Annotated in this window: 16 protein-coding genes; 6 read left to right on the plus strand and 10 right to left on the minus strand. The window is 72.9% G+C overall.

Going from position 1 to position 20,730, the window contains the following annotated elements; translation table 11 throughout:
• Positions 1–234 precede the first annotated feature (234 nt).
• The gene (locus tag ACFVFH_RS09375; RefSeq protein ID WP_383765379.1) at positions 235–2,718 is read left to right on the plus strand and encodes an ATP-binding protein; all 2,484 of its coding nucleotides are present in this window, start codon (positions 235–237) and stop codon (positions 2,716–2,718) included.
• 107 nt (positions 2,719–2,825) lie between these two features.
• Here ACFVFH_RS09375 and nucS read toward each other — a convergent pair whose 3' ends face one another.
• Complete coding sequence (nucS, locus tag ACFVFH_RS09380) at positions 2,826–3,497, minus strand: endonuclease NucS (RefSeq protein ID WP_383765380.1); 672 nt, start codon at positions 3,495–3,497, stop codon at positions 2,826–2,828.
• 270 nt (positions 3,498–3,767) lie between these two features.
• On the opposite strand from nucS, the gene ACFVFH_RS09385 reads away from it, so the two are divergent.
• Positions 3,768–4,160: an SCO5389 family protein gene (locus ACFVFH_RS09385; RefSeq protein ID WP_072486734.1), complete on the plus strand. Its 393-nt coding sequence runs from the start codon at positions 3,768–3,770 to the stop codon at positions 4,158–4,160.
• A 290-nt stretch (positions 4,161–4,450) separates the two neighbouring features.
• Here the strand turns inward: ACFVFH_RS09385 and ACFVFH_RS09390 are convergent, their stop codons facing one another.
• On the minus strand, positions 4,451–5,491 hold the full coding sequence (locus ACFVFH_RS09390) for an LLM class flavin-dependent oxidoreductase (protein WP_383765381.1): 1,041 nt from the start codon (positions 5,489–5,491) through the stop codon (positions 4,451–4,453).
• Positions 5,492–5,701: 210 nt separating this feature from the next.
• Between ACFVFH_RS09390 and ACFVFH_RS09395 the strand changes: the two genes are divergently transcribed.
• The gene (locus tag ACFVFH_RS09395; protein WP_259931852.1) at positions 5,702–6,031 is read left to right on the plus strand and encodes an ATP/GTP-binding protein; all 330 of its coding nucleotides are present in this window, start codon (positions 5,702–5,704) and stop codon (positions 6,029–6,031) included.
• A gap of 18 nt (positions 6,032–6,049) precedes the next feature.
• Here ACFVFH_RS09395 and ACFVFH_RS09400 read toward each other — a convergent pair whose 3' ends face one another.
• The 7 genes from ACFVFH_RS09400 to mce form a co-directional block, all read right to left on the minus strand.
• The gene (locus ACFVFH_RS09400) at positions 6,050–6,901 is read right to left on the minus strand and encodes an ABC transporter permease subunit (RefSeq protein ID WP_383765383.1); all 852 of its coding nucleotides are present in this window, start codon (positions 6,899–6,901) and stop codon (positions 6,050–6,052) included.
• Positions 6,898–8,025 (minus strand): ABC transporter ATP-binding protein, encoded by a 1,128-nt coding sequence (locus ACFVFH_RS09405; protein ID WP_383765385.1) that lies wholly within the window; start codon positions 8,023–8,025, stop codon positions 6,898–6,900. The genes ACFVFH_RS09400 and ACFVFH_RS09405 overlap by 4 nt, the downstream gene beginning before the upstream one ends.
• 203 nt (positions 8,026–8,228) lie before the next feature.
• A complete protein-coding gene (locus tag ACFVFH_RS09410; protein ID WP_383765387.1) occupies positions 8,229–9,008 on the minus strand; it encodes an ABC transporter permease in 780 nt (259 codons plus the stop codon).
• A 5-nt stretch (positions 9,009–9,013) separates the two neighbouring features.
• Complete coding sequence (locus tag ACFVFH_RS09415; protein ID WP_383765389.1) at positions 9,014–10,015, minus strand: ABC transporter ATP-binding protein; 1,002 nt, start codon at positions 10,013–10,015, stop codon at positions 9,014–9,016.
• Between the two features lie 85 nt (positions 10,016–10,100).
• Positions 10,101–11,039: a cellulose-binding protein gene (locus ACFVFH_RS09420; RefSeq protein WP_266426585.1), complete on the minus strand. Its 939-nt coding sequence runs from the start codon at positions 11,037–11,039 to the stop codon at positions 10,101–10,103.
• A 184-nt stretch (positions 11,040–11,223) separates the two neighbouring features.
• Complete coding sequence (gene scy, locus ACFVFH_RS09425; RefSeq protein ID WP_383765391.1) at positions 11,224–15,078, minus strand: polarized growth protein Scy; 3,855 nt, start codon at positions 15,076–15,078, stop codon at positions 11,224–11,226.
• A gap of 201 nt (positions 15,079–15,279) precedes the next feature.
• Entirely contained in the window at positions 15,280–15,708 is a 429-nt protein-coding gene (gene mce / locus ACFVFH_RS09430) for a methylmalonyl-CoA epimerase (RefSeq protein WP_383765392.1), read from the minus strand.
• A gap of 134 nt (positions 15,709–15,842) precedes the next feature.
• On the opposite strand from mce, the gene ACFVFH_RS09435 reads away from it, so the two are divergent.
• Both ACFVFH_RS09435 and meaB read left to right on the plus strand, forming a co-directional pair.
• A complete protein-coding gene (locus ACFVFH_RS09435; RefSeq protein ID WP_383765394.1) occupies positions 15,843–17,045 on the plus strand; it encodes an acetyl-CoA C-acetyltransferase in 1,203 nt (400 codons plus the stop codon).
• A gap of 54 nt (positions 17,046–17,099) precedes the next feature.
• Positions 17,100–18,059, plus strand: a complete 960-nt coding sequence (gene meaB / locus ACFVFH_RS09440) for a methylmalonyl Co-A mutase-associated GTPase MeaB (protein WP_383765396.1) — start codon at positions 17,100–17,102, stop codon at positions 18,057–18,059.
• 208 nt (positions 18,060–18,267) lie between these two features.
• Here meaB and ACFVFH_RS09445 read toward each other — a convergent pair whose 3' ends face one another.
• Positions 18,268–19,068, minus strand: a complete 801-nt coding sequence (locus ACFVFH_RS09445; protein WP_383765398.1) for a helix-turn-helix domain-containing protein — start codon at positions 19,066–19,068, stop codon at positions 18,268–18,270.
• Between the two features lie 158 nt (positions 19,069–19,226).
• On the opposite strand from ACFVFH_RS09445, the gene ACFVFH_RS09450 reads away from it, so the two are divergent.
• Entirely contained in the window at positions 19,227–20,702 is a 1,476-nt protein-coding gene (locus tag ACFVFH_RS09450) for an MFS transporter (protein ID WP_383765400.1), read from the plus strand.
• Positions 20,703–20,730 lie beyond the last annotated feature (28 nt).

A 20,730-nucleotide genomic window follows, 5' to 3' on the forward strand; every position in this document is an offset into this window, starting at 1 on the left:
CGGCCGACGGAAGGGCCACCGCTCGGCGCCACGGCCGAAAGGGCACAATCCGTACGAGAACGTGCGCTTCGGGCGGCGCCACCCCCCGCCTGTGCGGGGACACCGTGCGACGGTCTAGGGTTCGGGCCGTCCGCCGATTGACGAACCCACCAGCGGACACCGGACCAGAAGCGACAGCGGGGCGTGCGAGGCCGGGAGGGGCAATCGTGCGTTACGCGTCTGGGGGCTTTGGCGATGGACCCGACACACCGGGGACCGGAACAGTACGGCCGGGACAACGACGGCATCGGTGAAGGGCCCGGCCGCAGACGGCCGGCCCGCGACCAGCTGACCCCGGACCCCGGCCAGCCGACGCCGCCCCAGGCACGCGTCGCCCGGCTCATAGCGGGCGACTACCTCCTCACCGTCAACCCGGTCGACGGCAGCGAGGTCGAGCTCTGCCCGCCGGGCGAGCAGCCCGGCCCGCCCGCCCGGCGCACCGCGACCGGACGCACCGACCGCGAACGCGCCACCGCGCCGCCCGTGCCCCCGGGCCCGCCCGCCCCCCAACTGCCGCTCCTGGAACGCGCGCAGGAACGCGAGCGGCTGGCGCGGCTGCTGGCCCAGGGCCGCTCGGTGCGGCTCACCGGACCGTCCGGATCCGGCCGCACGGCGCTGCTGGACGCCGTCGCGGCCGACTGCGCGGACCTCGCACCGGACGGAGTCGTACGGCTCAACGGCTACAAGCGCACCGCCACCGACCTCCTCCACGGGCTCTTCGAGGCCGTCCACGACTCGCCGCAGCACCGCCCCGACCGCGCCGGGCTGCTCGAAAAGGTCCGGAGCATCGGCGCCGTCGTCGTCCTCGACGACCTGGAGTTCGGCGGGGCCGCGCTGGAGGAGCTGCTCGACGCGACCCCGGAGTGCGCCTTCCTGTTCGCGACGGTGCCGGACGTCGCCGCGCCCACCAGCGACTCGCACCTCGAAGAGGTCTTCCTCGCGGGCCTCGGCCGCGGTGCCGCCGTCGACCTGCTGGAACGGGCCGTCGAGCGCCCGCTCACCGAGGAGGAGTCGAACTGGGCGGGGGACCTCTGGTTCGAGTCCGAGGGACTGCCGCTGCGCTTCGTCCAGGCCGGCGCCCTGCTGCGCCAGCGCGACCTGCTGCGCGCCGACCCCGAGGCGTACGGGGTGTTCGGCGGCGACGGCAGGTCCGCGGACGTCCCCTTCGGGCACGACCAGGAGGCCGACGGCGTCCACATCCCGCTGCCCAGCCTCGGGGAGGGCGCCGCGCCCGCCCCGCTGCTCGCCTCACGGCTCAGCGCGTCCGCCCGCGACACCCTGCGCTTCGCGGTGGCCCTCGGCGGCGAGGTGCCCCACCAGGCGCATCTGCCGGCGCTCACCGGGGACACCCACGCGGACGCCGCGCTCGGCGAGCTGGCCGGCTGCGGGCTGCTCTCCCCGGCCGGTCCGCGCTACCGGCTGGCCGCCGGTGTCGTGACCCAGCTGGAGGCCGCCGGGTACGGCGAGGACATCACCGACCGGGCGCGCACCGCGGCCCAGCACTACGCCTGGTGGGCCGGCCACCCCTCGGTCACCCCCGAACGGGTGACGGCCGAGGGCGACGCCGTCATCGCGGCGATGGCGCAGCTGGTGCCCGGCGACGGGGCCGGGCAGACCAGCGTGGCCGTGCTGCTGGCCCGCAGCGCCGCTCCGGCCTTCGCCGCGGGGCTGCACTGGGGCGCCTGGGAACGGGCGCTGCGGATCGGCCAGGAGGCGGCCAGGCTCGCCGGGGAGGTCGCCGAAGAGGCGTACTTCCACCACGAGCTGGGCGTCCTGGCCCTTCTCACCGGCAACCCCGACCGGGCCAGGGCCGAGCTGGAGACCTCCATCAGCATGCGCGGGGCGCTCGCCGACAAGTCCGGCGCGGTGGCCGGACGGCGGGCCCTCGCCCTGGTCGCGGACCGTTCCGGCGGCCCGCTGCCGCTCGTCCTCACCCCGCCGGGCGACGAGCTGCCGGTCCCGCGGACCGAGGAGCCGCCCGTCGCGTCCACCCGGGCGACGCCCTCCGTGACGCAGACCCTGTCCAGGCCCTACGAGCCCGCCGCCACGGTGATCTCCCGGCAGAGCACCGCCAAGCCCTCCGGGGGCGGCCGCTTCGCGCTGCTCGCCGGGGCCCGGCGCAATCTGGTCGCGACGGCCGCGGGCGTACTCCTGACCGGGGTGCTCGGCACGGTGGTGGCCCTGGGGCTGACCTCCGGCGACGACGATGTGCAGGGCAACCAGGACGTCACGACCGAGCAGTCGCGGAGCCAGGACGACGGCGAGGACGAGGCCCCGGCGGACAGCCCGGCGGACGCGTCGACGCCCGGCGGCGCGGACTCCGGTGACAGCGCCACGACGCCCGGCCCGTCCGGCAGCGGGACCACGCCGAGCAGCAGCGGTACGCCGTCCACGGACCCCACGGGCCCGAGCGGCAGCCCGACGTCGGACACCCCCTCCGGGAGCAAGCCGCCGTCGGACCGGCCGACCAAGTCGTCGAGCCCGACCAGGTCGACCACCCCGACCAGGCCGACCAGCCCGTCCGCGACTCCGACGGACACCGGCTCGCCGTCTCCGACGGACACGGCCACCGAGCCCGAGCCGTCCTCGCCCGACACCTCCGACTCGGCGAGCGGGCCCTCCTCGTCCTCCCCGTCCTCGGCGGCGGCGAGCGCGGACAGCAGCCCGACGGTGGCCTGAGCCTCCAGGAACGCGGACAGCAGCCCGACGGGTGGCCCGAGCCCCCAGGAACGACGAACGCCGGACGTGACACACGTCCGGCGTTCGTGGGCAGGGGGTGCGGAGGGTCAGAACAGGCGCAGCTTGTCGTCCTCGATGCCGCGCATCGCGTCGTAGTCGAGCACGACACAGCCGATCCCGCGGTCCGTCGCCAGCACCCGCGCCTGCGGCTTGATCTCCTGGGCCGCGAAGATGCCCTTCACCGGGGCGAGATGGGGATCGCGGTTGAGCAGCTCCAGATAGCGGGTCAGCTGCTCCACCCCGTCGATGTCGCCGCGCCGCTTCAACTCCACGGCCACGGTCCGGCCGTCGGCGTCCCGGCACAGGATGTCGACCGGGCCGATGGCGGTGAAGTACTCGCGGCGGATCAGGGTGTAGCCCTCGCCGAGTGTCTCGATCCGGTCGGCCAGCAGTTCCTGGAGATGCGCTTCGACGCCGTCCTTGATGAGGCCCGGGTCGACCCCGAGCTCATGGGACGAGTCATGGAGGATTTCCTCCATCGTGATGATCAGTTTCTCGCCCGCTTTGTTCACCACGGTCCAGACACCCGCGGTGTCGTCGGTGCCCTCCTTGAGCGTGCAGGGCGGTGACATCCAGTTGAGGGGTTTGTACGCCCTGTCGTCGGCGTGGATCGACACGCTCCCGTCCGCCTTCACCAGGATCAGACGGGGAGCGGAGGGCAGGTGGGCCGTGAGCCGGCCGGCGTAGTCCACGGAGCAGCGGGCGATGACGAGACGCATGGTCGGCAACGCTACTCGACGAGAGGTGTTCCACGCGATTCTCCTCCCGTCACACCCGTCACCCACGTCGCTGCGAGGCGGTGCCTTTCGGGCTTGCCCCTCTTTGCGCCTCTTCGTTATTGGCCGGTTGTGTTCCCAATCTCCTGGTGCGGCCAGGACTGCACCCTTACCGTGGAAGCAGGAGGTCGCCGTCTGTGTACGCTGCGTCGCCGTCCTTCTTCCCTGCCCGTAAGGCCCCGGCCCGGCGTCGGGGTCGCGAGAGGAGAACCCATGTCGCTCGACGTCTCACCGGCGCTGTTGGAACAGGCCGAGCGAGGCGAGGTCGACGAAGCCGACTTCGTCGACTGCGTCCGGACCTCCCTGCCCTACGCATGGGAGATGATCAGTTCGTTGGTGGCCCAGCTGAAGGTCGACGGCGGGGAGTTCGCCGACAACCAGACGCCGCCGCCGAACGAACAAGCGCGCGGCCAGCTGCTGCGCGCGCTCGCGAGTGATGCGATCCGCGGCGCGTTGCAGCGGCATTTCGGGGTGCGTCTGGCATTCCAGAACTGCCACCGCGTCGCGGTGTTCCCGCTGGACGCCTCGGTCGACGAGCGTCTGGCCCGTTTCACCTCGGTGAGGGGCCAGTTGCTGAACCAGTCGCCCGAACTACGGGACTGCTAGGCCCTGTTATCGAAGTGCCGTCCGCCCGGCGGCGCCCGGCGCGTACGCTCGCCGCGTTGCCGGGAGCACCCCGGTGCATCCAGCACCGGGGCGGCCCCCCGCCTCGCGATCGCACGCACCGGACACCGCCGGGCCCGCCCTCCGGGCGGACGACGCCACTTTCGACGCATGCCCCGGGGCAGGCCGGGCGGTTGGGGGCCCGGCCTGCCCCGGGCGCCTCTGCCGCCGTCCCGGGCCGCGATCGGTGCGGGCCGGCTCCGGGGCGGCGGCCCCGCCCCCCTCACGACGCGTCAGATCACCAGCGGGAGCACCTCGGTGCCCAGCCGTGCCACGTTCTCCTCCGTGGTCGCCAGATCGCCGGACCCCTCCACCAGGAGCGCGAAGCGCGTGATGCCCGTCCGCTCGGCGGTGGCGGCGAGCCGGTCGGCGGCGAGCCGGGGCGGGCCCACCGGATGCAGGGCGCACAGCAGCTCCGTGTACGCGACCGGGTCCCGCATCACCCGGTGCCGGCCGTCGACCGTCACATGGGCGTCCAGCCCCTGTCGCAGCCAGCCCGGCATCGCCTTCACGAGCGTCTCCAGCGCGTCCTCGGCGCGGTCGGCGATCTGGGCCACGCCCGCGGAGACGTGCCCGGCGCCGTGGACGCTCTCGGGCGAGCGGCCCGCGGCGAGCGCGGTGGACCGCCACAGGGCGACCATGTCGGCCTTCTCCTGGTCCCCGCAGTGCATCCCGAGCAGCATCGGCAGGCCGTTCTCGGCGGCGAGCCTCACCGTCCTCGGGGAGGTGCACGCGACGACCACCTCGGGGCCGCCGGAGCCGTCCCCGCCCTCCCCGCCGAGCGGTTCGTCGGCCCGCGGGACCACGGCGACCTCGCGGAAGCCGTACCGCCCGCGTCCGGCCACCCGTGGCTCGCCGAGCCAGTCGAGCAGCAGCTCCAGGGATTCCGGGAAGCCCTTCTCGTACGCCTCCAGGCCCCCTCCGAAGACCTCCAGGTCCACCCAGGGGCCGCCCCGGCCGACGCCGAGGGTGAACCGGCCGCCACTGGTGAGGTGGAGCAGCGCCGCCTGCTCGCCGAGGGCCACCGGATGCTGGGTCGGCAGCACGCTCACCGCCGTGCCCACCCGGATTCTGCGGGTGCGGCCCAGCAGCAGCGCGGCCAGGGTGACGGCGGACGGGCAGACCCCGTACGGCACGAAATGGTGCTCCGCCAGCCAGACCGAGTCGAGCCCCGACTCCTCCGCGATCTCGGCGGTCCGGACCGCCCGGTGCAGTGCCTCCGCCGCCCCCTGCCCCGGAAACTGGGCTGCCAGTACGAACGTTCCCACACGCATCGCCAATTGCCTCCTTGCGGCCGACGCGGCTCTCCCCATGGAGCAACAACGCCTGACACGTGCCAAAGGCACGGTCCGGCGACAGGTTGTTGCGATTTTCCGGTAACTCACCCCGCCCGTGGCGTCCGTCCGCGAGGCGCCGCACACCGGTGTCGGCCAGATGGCCCTACGCTGGACGGGAACTGCCCAGCCTGCCCCGTGAGGTGTCCCGTGTCCCCGCGCCGCAACCGCCCCCGAGGCGGCGAGAGTCCCCACGACAGCACCGCGGAGCCGGGGGGACGGTACGGCGGCGGCGGACGCGCCGAGGAGTGGCAGGGCGAGCAGTGGTCCGTACGGCCGGTCAGCGGCGCGAGCGCGGCGGGCAAGCGGTACCGCTGCCCCGGCTGCGACCAGGAGATCCCGTCCGGCGTCCCGCACCTGGTGGCCTGGTCCGAGTACGGCGGGATCGACGACCGCAGGCACTGGCACAAGGCGTGCTGGAACGCGAAGGACCGCCGCACCACACAGGTGCAGCGGTCCAGGAACGCGCCCCGCTACTGAGAACCGGCGGGGGCCGGCTCAGACGTCCCGGCGGTCCAGCGTGACGAACGCGCAGATCATGGCCACGGCCGTGGTGCCGATCATGATCCACAGCGGGTCCCAGCCGGACGGTCCCGACTCGGCGACCGAGGTGGAGTAGAAGGCGCTGAGCTGACTGGGGATCGAGTACTGGAAGAGCGCCAGCCGCAGGTCGGAGAGCGAGTCCGCGAACATGAACATGGCCAGCACCAGCGGCAGCAGCACCAGGCCGATCATGATCGTGATCGCGCCGGCGGAGTGCCGGATGAGAGCGCCGACCGCGAGGGAGAGCAGGCCCAGCGTCGCGATGTAGAGCCCGACCCCGACCGTCGCCCGCAGCCAGTCGGCGCCGCTGGGCGCCACGCCGTCGACGAGGGCGCTCTGGAACGCCGCGACCAGCGCGGTCGTCACGGCCGTGATCACGAAGGTGAGCAGGAAGAAGACGATCGCCTTCGCGCCCAGCACCCGGGCGCGGCTGGGGCAGGCGGTCAGCGTCGTACGGATCATGCCCGTGCCGTACTCCGACGCGATGGTCATCACGCCGAGCGTGATCACACAGATCGAGCCCAGCAGCACCCCGAAGAAGCCGAGGCTGAGCACCGGAGTCGAGCCGAGGTCGGAATCGACGGCGTTGACCGCGAGCGTGGTCAGCAGCCCGATCCCGATCAGCAGCACGATCATCACGCCGAGCGTCCACATCGTGGAGCGCACCGAGCGGATCTTGGTCCATTCGGAGGCGATCGCATCGCCGAGGGTGGCCCGGCGCACCGGGATCGGCGAGGTGTACGGGCTGAGCTGCGAGGCCGGGGCCTGCCGCTGGGAAGGGGCCTGCGGGGTCGGCGGCGTGGTCATCGGGCGTCCTCGCTGGTGTCGCGCTCGGTCGGGTCTGCGGTGGCCGCGGCGGGCTCGGCGGGCGCCGTCGCGTACGGGTTCTGCCCGGGGGGCGGCGGGGCGTACCAGTTCTGCTGCGGCGCCTCCGGGACCGGGGGCTGCGGCGCCCCGAGGGCCTGCTGCCCGTACCCGTGGTCCACCGGCTGCTGGAGGCCCGCCTTCTGGTCCGTCGTCGAGCGGTAGTCCACGGCACTCTGGGTCATCCGCATGTACGCCTCCTCCAGCGAGGCCTGGTGCGGCGAGAGCTCCCACAGCCGGACGCCCGCCTCGTGCGCCACGTCGCTGATCCTCGGCAGCGGCAGCCCGGTGATCCGCAGGGCCCCGTCCGGCTCGGACATGACCTGCCCGCCCGCCTCGGTGAGCGAGGCGGTCAGCTTCTCCCGCCGCTCCGCGAGGCCGTCGGCGACCCGGACCCGGGCGAAGTCGGCGGAGTTGGCCGAGATGAAGTCCTTGACGTTCATGTCGGCGAGCAGCTGCCCCCGGCCGATCACGATCAGATGGTCGGCGGTGAGCGCCATCTCGCTCATCAGATGGCTGGAGACGAAGACCGTACGGCCCTCGGAGGCGAGCATCTTCATCAGATTGCGGACCCAGAGGATGCCCTCGGGGTCCAGACCGTTGACCGGTTCGTCGAAGAGCAGCACCTGGGGGTCGCCGAGCAGCGCCGCCGCGATCCCGAGCCGCTGGCCCATGCCGAGCGAGAACCCCTTGGACCGCCTGCGGGCGACGTCCTGGAGACCGACGACGCCGAGCACCTCGTCGACCCGGGCGGCCGGGATGCCGGCGAGCTGGGCGAGCGAGAGGAGGTGGTTACGCGCGCTGCGGCCGCCGTGCACCGCCTTCGCGTCCAGCAGCGCGCCCACCTGGCGCGGCGCGTTCGGCAGACTGCGGAAGGGGTGGCCGCCGATGGTCACATGACCGGAGGTCGGCTGGTCCAGGCCGAGGATCATGCGCATGGTGGTGGACTTGCCCGACCCGTTGGGACCCAGGAACCCGGTGACGGTGCCCGGCCGCACCTGGAACGAAAGGTTGTACACGGCCGTCTTCGCGCCGTAGCGCTTGGTCAGGCCGACTGCCTCGATCATGCTTCAGCCCCATCGACTCACAGCTGTCGTCGGGGCCGGGCCGAGCGGCCGCACACCCCCGTAAGAGTTAGGAGGATATCCAGACCTTTACGGTTCCGGCCAAGCCGTTGCGGGGGCGCGCCGCCCCCGGGCGGAGCGGAAGCGAAGCCTCCGCACGGGCCGGGCGCGCCGCGCGGGGGCCGCGCGCCCCGTCCCGTGCGCCGTCACGCGTCCCGCTTCTTGAGGACGAGGTAGCCGCCGAGCAGCGCGGCCGCCACCCAGGCGACCAGGATGCCGAGCCCTCCCCACGGGCCGTACGGAGCCGTGCCGCTGTTCATGGCGTCGGGAACCACCTGCATGATCTTGGACCCGGCCTGGTCGGGGAAGTAGCGGGCCACCTTCTTCGCCCCCGGGACCGCCGACAGGATCTGGGAGACCAGGAAGAAGAACGGCATCAGGATCCCGAGCGACAGCATGGAGCTGCGCAGCATCGTCGCCGCGCCCATGGAGAAGATCCCGATCAGACCCATGTAGATGCCGCCGCCGACGACCGCGCGCAGGACGTGTTCCGCGCCGATGTCCGTGCTGTGGTCGCCCAGCAGCGCCTGGCCGAGGAAGAACGCGACGAAGCTGGTCACGATGCCGACCACCAGGGCCAGTACCCCGGCCACCGCGACCTTGCTGAACAGGAACACACCGCGCCGGGGCACCGCCGCCAGCGAGGTGCGGATCATGCCGGAGCTGTACTCCGTGCCGACCACCAGCACCCCGAAGACGACCATGGCCAGCTGGCCGAGGACCATGCCGGAGAAGCTGATGAAGGTCGGGTCGAAGGTGGCGTGCTGGGCCGGCGGGAGGTCGTCGAACTGGGAGTTCATCAGCGCGCAGAGCGCCGCGCCCATCGCGACGGTGACGACGAACGCGGAGATCAGCGTCCAGACGGTCGAGGAGACCGTACGGATCTTGGTCCACTCGGAGGTCAGGACCGCGGGTACGGATGCCATCGTCGTCACACCTCCCGGCCGGTGCCGGCCGGGTCGGTCCCGGTCCGCTCGTTCCACTGGTCGCCCCACTGCGGGCCCGCGGGCGGCGGCGCCGCGGCATGGTCCGAGTGCGCGTGGTACTCCACGGAGTCCGCCGTCATCTGCATGAACGCATCCTCCAGGGAGGCCCGCTGGGCACTCAGCTCGTGCAGCACGATCTGGTGCTGCGCGGCCAGCTCTCCCAGCGCCTCGGTCGTGGCGCCGTCGATCTCCAGGACACCGCCGCCCGTCTCGACCACGATCAGGCCCTCCTGATGCAGCACGTCACGCAGCCGCTCCTGCTGCGGCGAGCGCAGCCGTACATAGCTGCGGGAGTTCTGGTGGATGAAATCGGCCATCGACGTGTCGGCGAGCAGCTTCCCCTGACCGATCACGATCAAATGATCGGCGGTGAGCGCCATTTCGCTCATCAGATGGCTGGAGACGAAGATCGTCCGGCCTTCCGCGGCGAGCGCCTTCATCAGATTGCGGATCCAGTGGATGCCCTCGGGGTCCAGACCGTTGACCGGTTCGTCGAAGAGCAGCACCTGGGGGTCGCCGAGCAGCGCCGCCGCGATCCCCAGCCGCTGGCCCATGCCGAGCGAGAAGCCCTTCGACTTCTTCTTCGCCACCGCGGTCAGACCGACGGTGTCCAGCACCTGGGCGACCCGGCTCTCCGGGATGCGGTTGCTCTGCGCGAGACAGAGCAGATTGTTGTACGCGCTGCGCCCGCCGTGCATCGACTTGGCGTCCAGCAGCGCCCCGATGTGCTTGAGGGGCTCGTCCAGATCGCGGTAGTGCCTGCCGTCGATGCGCACCGAACCGCTGGTCGGGTTGTCGAGATCGAGCATCATCCGCATCGTCGTGGACTTGCCCGCCCCGTTGGGCCCCAGAAAACCCGTCACCATCCCGGGCCTGACCCGGCAGGAGAGCCGGTCGACGGCAACCTTGTTGCCGAAGCGCTTGGTGAGACCATCGAGCTCGATCATGCGTTCACGCTAGAACGGCCGCGCGCCCGGCGCCACCACACGGGCGGAACCGGGCGCGCGAGGGGTACGGCTGCGGTACTCGGGATCAGCGGCCCTGCTGGGCCGGGACGCCACGGGTGACCGGCTCGTCGTCGGCCGGGGTGCCGGCGGCGGCGACCGCGGCACCGGTCAGCGTGGCCAGCATCTCGCGGACGTTGGTCAGCTGGGCGTTGATCGAGTCGCGGCGGTTGGTGAGCGCCGCCAGCTCGCGCTCCGATTCGCTGCGGATCCGGTCGGCCTTGGCGTTCGCGTCGGCCACGATGTCCTCGGACTGGCGCTGCGCGGTCTCCACCGTCTGGCGGGCCCGGCGCTCGGCGTCCGTGCGGAGCTTCTCGGCCTCCAGGCGGAGCTGCTCGGCGCGGTGCTCGATCTCGGCGAGGCGCTTCTCGGCCTTGGCCTGACGGGACGCGAGGTCGCGCTCCGACTGGTCGCGGCGCTTGGCCAGGTTGGTCTCGAAGTCCGCGGCGGCCTGGGCGGCCTTGGCGCGGGTCTCCTCGAAGAGCGCGTCGGCCTCCTCGCGCTTCTGCGCGGCGTCCTTCTGCGCCTCGGTCCGCAGCGAGCCGGCCTCACCCTTGGCCTTCTCGACGATCCGGACGCCCTCGTCCTCGGCCTTGGCCTTGCGCTCGGCGGCGAACGTCTCGGCGTCGTTGCGCACCTGCTGGGCGGCGGACTCGGCGAGCTCACGGTGCTGCTCGGCGGCGCGACGGGCCTCCTCGCGCAGGTCCTTCGCCTCCTCCTCGGCCAGGCGGAGGATCTTCTCGACGCGCGCGCCGAGCCCGGCGTACGACGGCTCCGCGTCGCTCACCTGGGCCTGGGCGTTCTGCGTTTCGAGGTGGAGCTCCTCGATGCGCTTTTCCAGGGACGTGATGCGGGTCAGGGCACTATCACGGTCGGCGACGAGCTTGGTAATGCGGTCATCCACCTGACCGCGGTCGTATCCACGTCGCACGAGCTCGAAGCCGAAGGGGGAGGAAGGGTCGCTCATGAGGTTCCTGTCGAATGAGACCGGTGAGGTGATAGAGGGAATCCTAGGGGCCCGGACGGCGTGTCATCGAGCGGATGCCCTTTTGATCTGGAGAATGACACCTCTTTTGAGTGGCTAGCCCCCGCAACTCTTGCCACTCGGAGGGTTGAACGTTCCTGTCGAAGCACGGGACCTGACAACGCGACTACCCCTCGGACGACTTGCCACTCGATCGAGTGCTTGCCGAGGCCCCGGCCTTGACGCCGCCGGAGGAGCCGCCCGAGCCCTTGCCGCCCGGCGTCTCGAAGGACTCCAGGGCCTCCAACACGTCCTGGACGCGGGAGATCTCGGTGTTGATGTCCGCGCGCCGACGCACCAGCAGATCGAGTTCGCGCTTGCCCTCCTCGACCGTGCGCTTCGCCTCGGCCTCGGCGTCCGACCGCAACTTCTCGGCCTCGCGGACCAGCGTGGCCTTCTTCTGCTCGGCCTCCTTGAGCAGCGACTCGGCCCGCTTCACCGCGGCGATCCGGACCTTGCTCGCCTCCGAATTGGCGTCCGCCAGCAGCTCCTTGGCCTTGGCCGCCGCCTCCTCGCGCTGCTCCGTCGCCGCCTTCATCAGATTGTCGACGCGCTCGCCCGCGGTCTTCATCTGCTCGGAGGTCTCCCGCCGGGCCCGGTCGTGCAGTTCCTCGATCTCGCCCTCGATCCGGACCCGCAGCTCCTCGGCACGCTCCCGGATCGCCGTGGCGTCCCGGCGCGCGCCGACCAGCAGCTCGTCCGCGTCCGTACGGGCCCGCTCCACCAGGGAGTTGCCCTCGACGGTCGCCTCGGAGGTGATCCGCACGGCCTCCTTGCGGGCCACGCCCACCATCGTGTCGGCCTGCTCCTCGGCCTCGGTGGCGGCGCGCAGCGCCTCCTCCTGGGCCTTGCTGACGAGCTGGTCGGCCTGCTCGGCGGCGTCGGCCCGCCGCTTCGCCGCGGCCTCCCGCGCCTCGTCGAGCAGCCGGTCCGCCTCCTGGCGGGCCTCGGCGCGCATCTGCTCGGCCGCCGACTCCGCGTCGGCGCGCACCCGCTCCGCCTCCTCGCGGGTGCGGGCCGCGTGCTCCTGCGCCGAGCCGACGGTGGCCGCCGCCTCCGCCCGCAGCCGCTCGGCCTCGTCCGCGGCCTCGCCCGACACCCGGGCCGCCTGCTGCTTCGCCTCGTCGACCAGCGCCGCGGCCTGCTGCGTCGCCTCCTCGACGAGCGCGGTGGCCCGCTGCGCCGACTCCGTACCGATCCGCTCGGCCTCGCTCGTCGCCTCGCCCACCAGCCGGTCGGCCTGGGTCGCGGCGTCGGAACGCATCCGGTTGGCGTCCTCGCGGGCCTCCGCGCGGCTGCGCGCCGCGTCCTGCTCGGCCGAGGCCAGCGCGTCGGAGGCCTCGGTACGCATCCGCTGGCTGTACTCGGCGGTGTCCGACCGCAGCCGCTCCGACTCGGCGATCGCGTCGGCGACGGTCCGCTCCGCCATCGCCTTGGCGGCCTCGGACTCCTCCTGCGCCTCCCGGCGGGTCCGGGAGGCGTCCTCGCCCGCCCGCTCCCGCTCGGCGTGCGCGTCGGCGCGGACCCGGTCCGCCTCCGCCTGCGCCTCGGACTTCGTCCGCTCCGCGACGTGCTCGGCGGCCGAACGCAGCCCGGCGATCTCCTCCTCGGCCTGCTCCTGAAGCCCGCTGACCGCGTCCCGTACCTGCTGGGCGGTCTGCTCGGCCGCGGAGACCAGCTCGGTCGCCCGGCCGTCCGCCTCCTCGACCAGGCGCTGGGCCTCGGCCTGGGCCTCCTCGACCCGCTTGCGGGCGGAGGCCAGCAGCTCCTCGCTCTGCTCGCGGGCCCGCTCGCGCTCCTGGTTCGCCTCGGCGCGCGCCGAGGCGAGGGTCTCCTCGGACTCCCGGCGGCGGCGGTTCGCCTCCTCCTGGGCGGCGGCCAGCGCCTCGGCGGCCTCCGTACCCACCCGCTCCGCGGCCGCGGCGGCCTCGGACCGCACCCGGTCGGCGCTCTCCTGCGCCTCGGACTTCAGCCGCTCGGCCTCGGCGGCGGCCTCGGACCGCAGCCGCACGGCGACGGACTCGCCCTCCGCGCGCGCCTGCGACGCGTCGGCGGCGGCCTCGTCGCGCAGCCGCTCGGCCTCGGTCTCCGCCTGCTCGCGCAGCGTCCGGATCCGCTCGGCGGCCTCCGTCCGCAGTCGCTCGGACTCCTCGTTCGTCTCGCGCCGGATGCGCTCCGCCTCGGCGCGCGCCTCCGTGAGCGCCTGCTCGGCGCCGGTGAGCCGGGTCTCGGCCTCGGTGTGCAGCCGGGCCAGCTCCTCGGCCGCCTCCGCCTGCCGGGCCGCGACCGCGCGCTCGGTCTCCTCGCGCAGCTCCGCCGCCGCCTGCTCGGCGGCCGTGGTGGTCGACCCGGCCTGCTCCTCGGCGTCGGCCCGCAGCTGCTCGGCCTCGGCGCGGGCGCGCTCCAGGGCCTCTTCGGCCTGCTTGCGCAGCGAGGCGGAGCGCTCGGCCGCCTCGGTGCGGACCCGCTCGCTCTCGGTGCTCGCGGTGGAGCGCAGCTCCTCGGCGTCCGCCTTCGCCTTGGCCAGCAGCTCCTCGGCGGTCTTCGCGCCCTCCTCGATCTGCTGGACCGCCTCGCGGCGGGCCTCGCCGCGGATCCGCTCGCCCTCGGCGACCGCCTCGGAGCGCAGCTGCTCGGCCTCGCCGCGCAGCCTGCGCGCCTCCTCCTGGAGCTCGACCGTCTTGGCCCGGTACTCCTTGGTGTCGTCCTTGGCCGCGCCCTTGAGCTGATCGGCCTGCTCGGCGGCCTCGCCGCGCAGCCGGTCCGCCTCGGCCTCCGCCTCGCGGCGGATCCGGTCGGCCTCCTCGCTCGCCGCCCTGGTGGTGGACCGCGCGTCCTCGGACGCCTTGGTCAGCACCTCCTCGGCGCTCCTGGCGGCCTTGGCGAGCTGGGCGGCGGCGTCCTCGGCGGCGGCCGTGCGGGCCTTCTCGGACGCCTCGGACTTCAGCCGGTCCGCCTCGGCGCGGGCGTCGGCGAGCGCCTGCTCGGCCTCCGCCTTGAGGCTCTCGGCGTCCTTGGTCGCCTCGCCGACCAGCCGGGCGATCTCCGACTTGGCCGTACGGGTGCGCTGCTCGTTCTGCGACTCGGCGGCGGCCAGCCGCTTGACCGCGGCCTCCTTCGCCTCGGAGGTGACCTTCTCGGCCTCCAGCCGGGCCTCGCGCAGCTGGGTCTCGGCCTCCTGGATCCGCTGCTCGGCGGCCCGGTTCAGCTCGGTGGTCCGCTGCCGGGTCTGCTCGGTCTCGGCCGTCGTGGACGTACGGAGCTGCTCGGCGTGGCTGGTGGCCTCCTGCGCCTGGCTGGAGGCGGCGTCCAGCAGCCGCTCGGCGTCCTTGCGGGCCCGCAGCAGGATCGCCTCGGCCTCGCTCCGGGCCGACTCCGCCTCGGAACCGAGCCGCTGCCGGGTCTCCTCCGCCAGCCGGTTCGCCTCGGCGCGCGCGGCGGTCAGGGCCTGCTCGGCCTCGGCCCGCGACTCCTCCATGAGCCGGCGGGCCTGGGCCTCCGTCCGGGCCCTGAGCTGCTCGGCCCAGGCGACGTTCTCGTTGACATGGGACTCGACGGTCTGGCGGCGCTCCGCCAGCTCCTGGTCGAGCCGCTGGCGCCGCTGCACCGCCTCGTTGTGCAGCTCGGCCTGGAGCCGGGCCTGGTGCTCGGCGTGCTCCTGGAGGATCCGCTGCGTCTGCGCACGCGCGTCGCGGAGCTCACGCTCGGCGTCGGTGCGCAGCTGCTCCGCCTGGATCTGGGCGTTACGGAGCAACTGCTCGGCCTGGTAGCCGATGTCCGCGCTGTCGTACGCGGGACGGGTCGCGAGATTGCGCCGAGCCTCGTGCAGCTTGGCGCGCAAGACCTCGACCTGGTAACCGAGGTCCTCGGCGTGCTGGACGGCCTTCTCCCGGTCGGTCTTCAGCCGGTCCATCTCGGCTTCGAACCGCGAGAGATGGTCGTCGTCAGCTCGGTGGCTCTCCTGGCGTTCGTAGCCCCGCACTGCGCGGTCCCATCCTTCCCCGAGCTCAACTTCGTTCGAGCAGGGGAGACCCCAACCCTGGTCGCAACTCTCCAACGAGTACCGTTCACGGGTGAACGGCCCCCCGGGGAATGGTGACAGATCAACGGCTGAGGACGCGGCGCGGCCCCGACCCGGCCCCGGCCCGGAACAGCCCACTCTACCGGGCCAGGTATCCGGAGGTCAGTGCTCCGCTGCGGACGTGACCAGTTCGGTGAGGACTCCGTGACAGTCCTTGGGGTGCAGAAAGGTGATCCGGGACCCCATCGAACCGGTCCTGGGCTCCTCGTACAAGACCCTGACCCCCTTCTCCCGGATCTCCGCGGAGTCCGCGTCGACGTCCGCGGTGCCGAAGGCGATGTGGTGGACGCCCTCGCCGTTCTTCGCCAGCCACTTGCCCACGGCCGAGTCCTCCCGGGTCGGCTCCAGGAGCTGGAGGTAGGAAGCGCCGCCGTCGGACGTATCGTTGATCTTGAGCATGGCCTCCCGTACGCCCTGCTCCTCGTTGATCTCGGAATGGAAGACCTCGAACCCGTAGGTCGAGCGGTAGAACTCGACGGTTTCGTCGAGGTCGAAACAGGCGATCCCGATGTGATCGATTCGCGTCAGCATGGAACCAGTGCAGCGCCACACGGATGGTTACGCAACGTGCGCGCCATCACACCCGCTGCCGGATGACGGGCGGGGTACCGCTCAGTACATTCGAGTAAACCCTCGTTCACTCCTCATCCCAAGGGGCGCCCCTCATGTCTGGAACGACCGGTACCACCTCAGTGATCGTCGCGGGCGCGCGGACGCCCATGGGCCGCCTCCTCGGCTCGCTGAAGAGCTTCTCCGGGGCCGACCTCGGCGGCGTCGCCATCAAGGCCGCGCTGGACCGGGCGGGTATCGGCGGCGACCAGGTCGAGTACGTGATCATGGGTCAGGTGCTCCAGGCCGGTGCGGGCCAGATCCCGGCCCGCCAGGCCGCGGTCAAGGCGGGCATCCCGATGAACGTGCCGGCCCTCACCGTGAACAAGGTGTGCCTGTCCGGGCTCGACGCGATCGCCCTGGCCGACCAGCTGATCCGCGCCGGGGAGTTCGACGTCGTCGTCGCCGGCGGCCAGGAGTCCATGACCAACGCCCCGCACCTGCTCCCCAAGTCCCGCGAGGGCCACAAGTACGGTGCGATCGAGATGCTCGACTCCATGGCGTACGACGGTCTGACCGACGCCTACGAGAACATCCCGATGGGTGAGTCCACCGAGAAGCACAACGCCCGCCTCGGACTGAGCCGCGCCGACCAGGACGAGATCGGCGCCCTCTCGCACCAGCGCGCCGCCGCCGCCCAGAAGAACGGCATCTTCGAGGCAGAGATCACGCCGGTCGAGATCCCGCAGCGCAAGGGCGACCCGGTCCTCTTCGCCAAGGACGAGGGCATCCGCCCGGAGACGACCACGGAGTCCCTCGGCCGGCTGCGCCCCGCGTTCGCCAAGGACGGCACGATCACCGCCGGTACCTCCTCGCAGATCTCCGACGGCGCCGCCGCGGTCGTCGTCATGAGCAAGGCCAAGGCCGAGGAGCTGGGCCTGGACTGGATCGCCGAGATCGGCGCCCACGGCAATGTGGCGGGCCCGGACAACTCGCTCCAGTCGCAGCCGTCCAACGCCATCAGGCACGCCCTCAAGAAGGAGGGGCTGGAGGTGGCGGACCTCGACCTCATCGAGATCAACGAGGCCTTCGCCGCGGTCGCCGTCCAGTCGATGAAGGACCTCGGCGTCACCCCGGACAAGGTGAACGTCAACGGCGGCGCCATCGCGCTCGGCCACCCGATCGGCATGTCCGGCGCCCGGGTGGTGCTCCACCTGGCGCTGGAGCTGAAGCGGCGCGGCGGCGGCACCGGCGCGGCGGCGCTGTGCGGCGGCGGCGGTCAGGGCGACGCGCTGATCATCCGCGTCCCCGGCAAGTAGTACGCGGCCGGCAAGCGGTACACGTAGAGCACGCGGCGAGTGAACGGAGCGGTGATGGTGGACGTCCCCACCCTGGTCGAGCAGGCACGCGCGGGCCGGCCGCGGGCGGTGGCCCGGCTCATCTCCCTGGTGGAGGGGGCGTCGCCGCAGCTGCGCGAGGTGATGGCGGCGCTGGCGCCGCTGACCGGCAACGCGTATGTCGTCGGCCTGACCGGCTCTCCCGGTGTCGGCAAGTCGACATCGACGTCGGCGCTGGTCACGGCGTACCGGCGGGCCGGGAAGCGGGTCGGCGTGCTGGCCGTCGACCCGTCCTCGCCGTTCTCCGGCGGGGCGCTCCTCGGCGACCGGGTCCGGATGTCCGAGCACGCCTCCGACCCGGGGGTCTACATCCGGTCCATGGCCACCCGCGGCCATCTGGGCGGACTGGCCTGGTCGGCGCCGCAGGCGATCCGGGTGCTCGACGCGGCGGGCTGCGACGTGATCCTGGTGGAGACGGTCGGTGTCGGCCAGTCGGAGGTGGAGATCGCCTCCCAGGCCGACACCTCCGTCGTCCTGCTGGCACCCGGGATGGGCGACGGCATCCAGGCGGCGAAGGCCGGAATCCTGGAGATCGGCGATGTGTACGTCGTCAACAAGGCCGACCGGGACGGCGCGGACGCCACCGCGCGCGAGCTCAACCACATGCTGGGCCTCGGCGAGGCGCGCGGCCCCGGCGACTGGCGCCCGCCGATCGTGAAGACGGTCGCCGCCCGGGGCGAGGGCATCGACGAGGTCGTCGAGGCGCTGGAGAAGCACCGGGCGTGGATGGAGGAGCACGGCGTACTCGCCGAGCGGCGCGCGGCCCGCGCGGCCCGCGAGGTCGAGACCATCGCCGTCACCCGCCTGCGCGAGCGCATCGGTGACCTGCACGGCGACCGCCACCTCGGGGCCCTCGCCGAACGCATCGTCGCGGGCGGCCTCGACCCGTACACGGCGGCGGACGAACTGGTGGCGGGGCTCACCGGCGAGGACTGACCGGGCGCGCGGGCCGGGCGGCCGGGCCGGGGGCGGCGTGCGGGCCGCCTTCCGGACCGCGCTCCGTCCGCGGCGCGCCTGACGGGTCTTCCGGGGCCCCGGGCTCGCTCGACCGGGCCGGGCGCCGCGGGCGCGGGCGGCGCCGGGCCCGGCCGTCCACGGGCGATCACGGCGGCCGCCGCTCCCGCGGGCCGGACCCTCGCGGGGGTCACTCGTCGGCGGTACTCGCGGCGGACGCCTCGAGCGAGTCGTCGCCCCTGAGGTAGCGGCCCGGGGAAGTGCCGACGGTTCGCCGGAACGCCGCGAGGAAGGCGCTCGACGTCGCGTACCCCACGGTGTGCGCGACCCGGGAAACGGGCTGGCCCTCGGCGAGGAGGGGAAGCGCGGCGCGCAGCCGGACATGGGTGCGCCAGCGGTCGAAGTTCATCCCGGTGTCGTGGACGAACAGCCGGGTGAGAGTGCGCCGGCTCACCCCGACGGCCCGTGCGTGCGCCTCGATGCTCCGGGCGTCCGCGGGGTCGGCGAGCAGCGCGTCGGCCACGGCGCGTACGCGGTCGTCGGCGGGACCCGGTACGTCGATGGGCGCGGCCGGCAAGGGGCGCAGCAGATCCAGGACGACCGCCTCGGCCCGCAGCCGCGCGTCATCCGGGAGGTTCTCGCGGCCGAGGTAGGAGATCAGTTGCGCCAGCAGCCCGTCGACGCCGACCGGTGTGGGTTCCGTCCAGTCCTGATCGCATCTGTCCGGTTCGAAGTAGAGGCTGCACAGTACCGCGTCGCGGGTCGCACCGGTCCGGTGGACGGTCCCGGCGGGCAGCCACAACGCCCGGGTACGGGGCAGGACCCAATAGGCGTCGTCGACGGCGACGCCGAGCACCCCGCTTCTCGCCCAGGCCAACTGGTGCTGCGGGTGGCTGTGCGGGACGAACCACTGTCCGGACACCAGCGGAAAGGTCCCGACGACGATGGCGCCCACGCCGGTCGGGACGGCCCCGAAGACGGCATCGGTCATGTCCCCCAGCGTATGTCCCCAACGCGCTACGACGTGGCCCGGTAGCGCATCGCGGCCATCGGTGCGGCTGCATAGCGTCGTCCCATGCCGATCGATCTCTCGCGCCACAGGCGCAGCCGCAGTGTGCACGGACCGCTCATGAGCACAGGACACCCGGCATGACCTCGTTATCGACCACGGCCGGTACCGAGGCCGTCGGTCGTCGCCGTGGACCGGCCCTGGTGGTGCTGTGCTTCGTACAGTTCATGCTCGTCCTGGACGACAACGTGGTGAGCGTCGCGCTCCCCAGCATGCGTGACGATCTGGGCTTCGGCAGCGCGGGCCTGGCCTGGGTCGTCAACGCCTACTTCCTCGCCTTCGGCGGGCTGTTGCTGCTGTTCGGCCGCATGGCGGACCTGCTGGGCCGACGCCGTGTCTTCCTGACCGGTGTGGCGCTGTTCGGCGCGGCGAGTCTGGTCTGCGGGCTCGCGCAGGAGCCCTGGCAGCTCGTGACCGGGCGGTTCGTCCAGGGCGCGGGCGCGGCCATGGCCGGCCCGGCCTCGCTGGCACTGATCACGCTTCTCTTCCCGGCGCCCGGGGAACGTGCCAGGGCGTTCGCCATATGGGGCGGGATCGCGGCCCTGGGCGGCACGGCGGGTCTGGTCGTCTCCGGCGCGCTGACCGGCCTCGCGTCCTGGCGCTGGATCTTCCTGATCAACCTGCCAGTGGCTCTGGCTGCCGTGGTGCTGCTCCCGCGCCTGGTCCCCGAGAGCCGGGCCGGGCGCGCGGCACGCCTCGACGTACCCGGTGCGGTGCTGGGCACCGGTGCTCTGGTGGCACTGGTCTACGGACTGCTCCGGGCCGGTGAGTCGGGCTGGGGGGACATGACCGCTTCCGGGCCCGTGGCCGTCGCCGTGCTCCTGGCCGTCGCCTTCGTCGCGGTCGAGGCACGGACCACCGCGCCGCTGGTGCCGTTGTCGTTCCTGGCCGTCCGGTTCCGCGCCGTCGCCAACGGGGCGACCCTGCTGTTCTCCGCCGCCATGTACGCGATGGCCTTTCTGCTGATGGTGCATCTGCAGACCGTGCTGGACTACCGCCCGCTCACGGCCGGCCTCGCCTATCTGCCCTACGGCGCGGGCATCCTGACGGGCATGTGGCTCTCCTCCCGGGCGGTGACGAGGCTCGGCGTGCGACCGGCCCTCGTCATGTCGTTCCTGATCACCACGGGCGGGCTGTTGCTGCTGTCCGGGGTGTCGCCGAGTGACGGCTACGCCTCCGGAGTACTGCCCGGCATGCTCGTCACCAGCCTCGGGTGCGGACTGTGCCTGCCCGCCCTGACCGTCGCGGCGCTCACGGGCACCACCGAGGAGGACGCCGGGCTCGGCTCGGCCGTGCTGAGCTCCGGTCAACAGGTCGGAGGCGCCGTGGGGGTGGCGGTGCTGGTCGCGCTGGCCACCCGCCGCGGCGACGCGCCGACCGCACGGGCCGACCCGCTGCACGCCGCGACGGAAGGCTTCTCGTTCGCGCTCACCGTCGCTGCCGCCGTCCTCGTGCTCGGCGCCGTCCTCCTGGCCGTTCTGCTCGGGAAGGGCCACCGTCCAAAGGATGTGCTCGACGCCGGGGAGGTCCCGGCCGACCACGGGCACCGTACGTAGCCGCCACGCCGGTCGGCGCTGTCGCGAG

The sequence above is a fragment of the Streptomyces sp. NPDC057697 genome, from assembly GCF_042799335.1.
Taxonomy (GTDB): domain Bacteria; phylum Actinomycetota; class Actinomycetes; order Streptomycetales; family Streptomycetaceae; genus Streptomyces.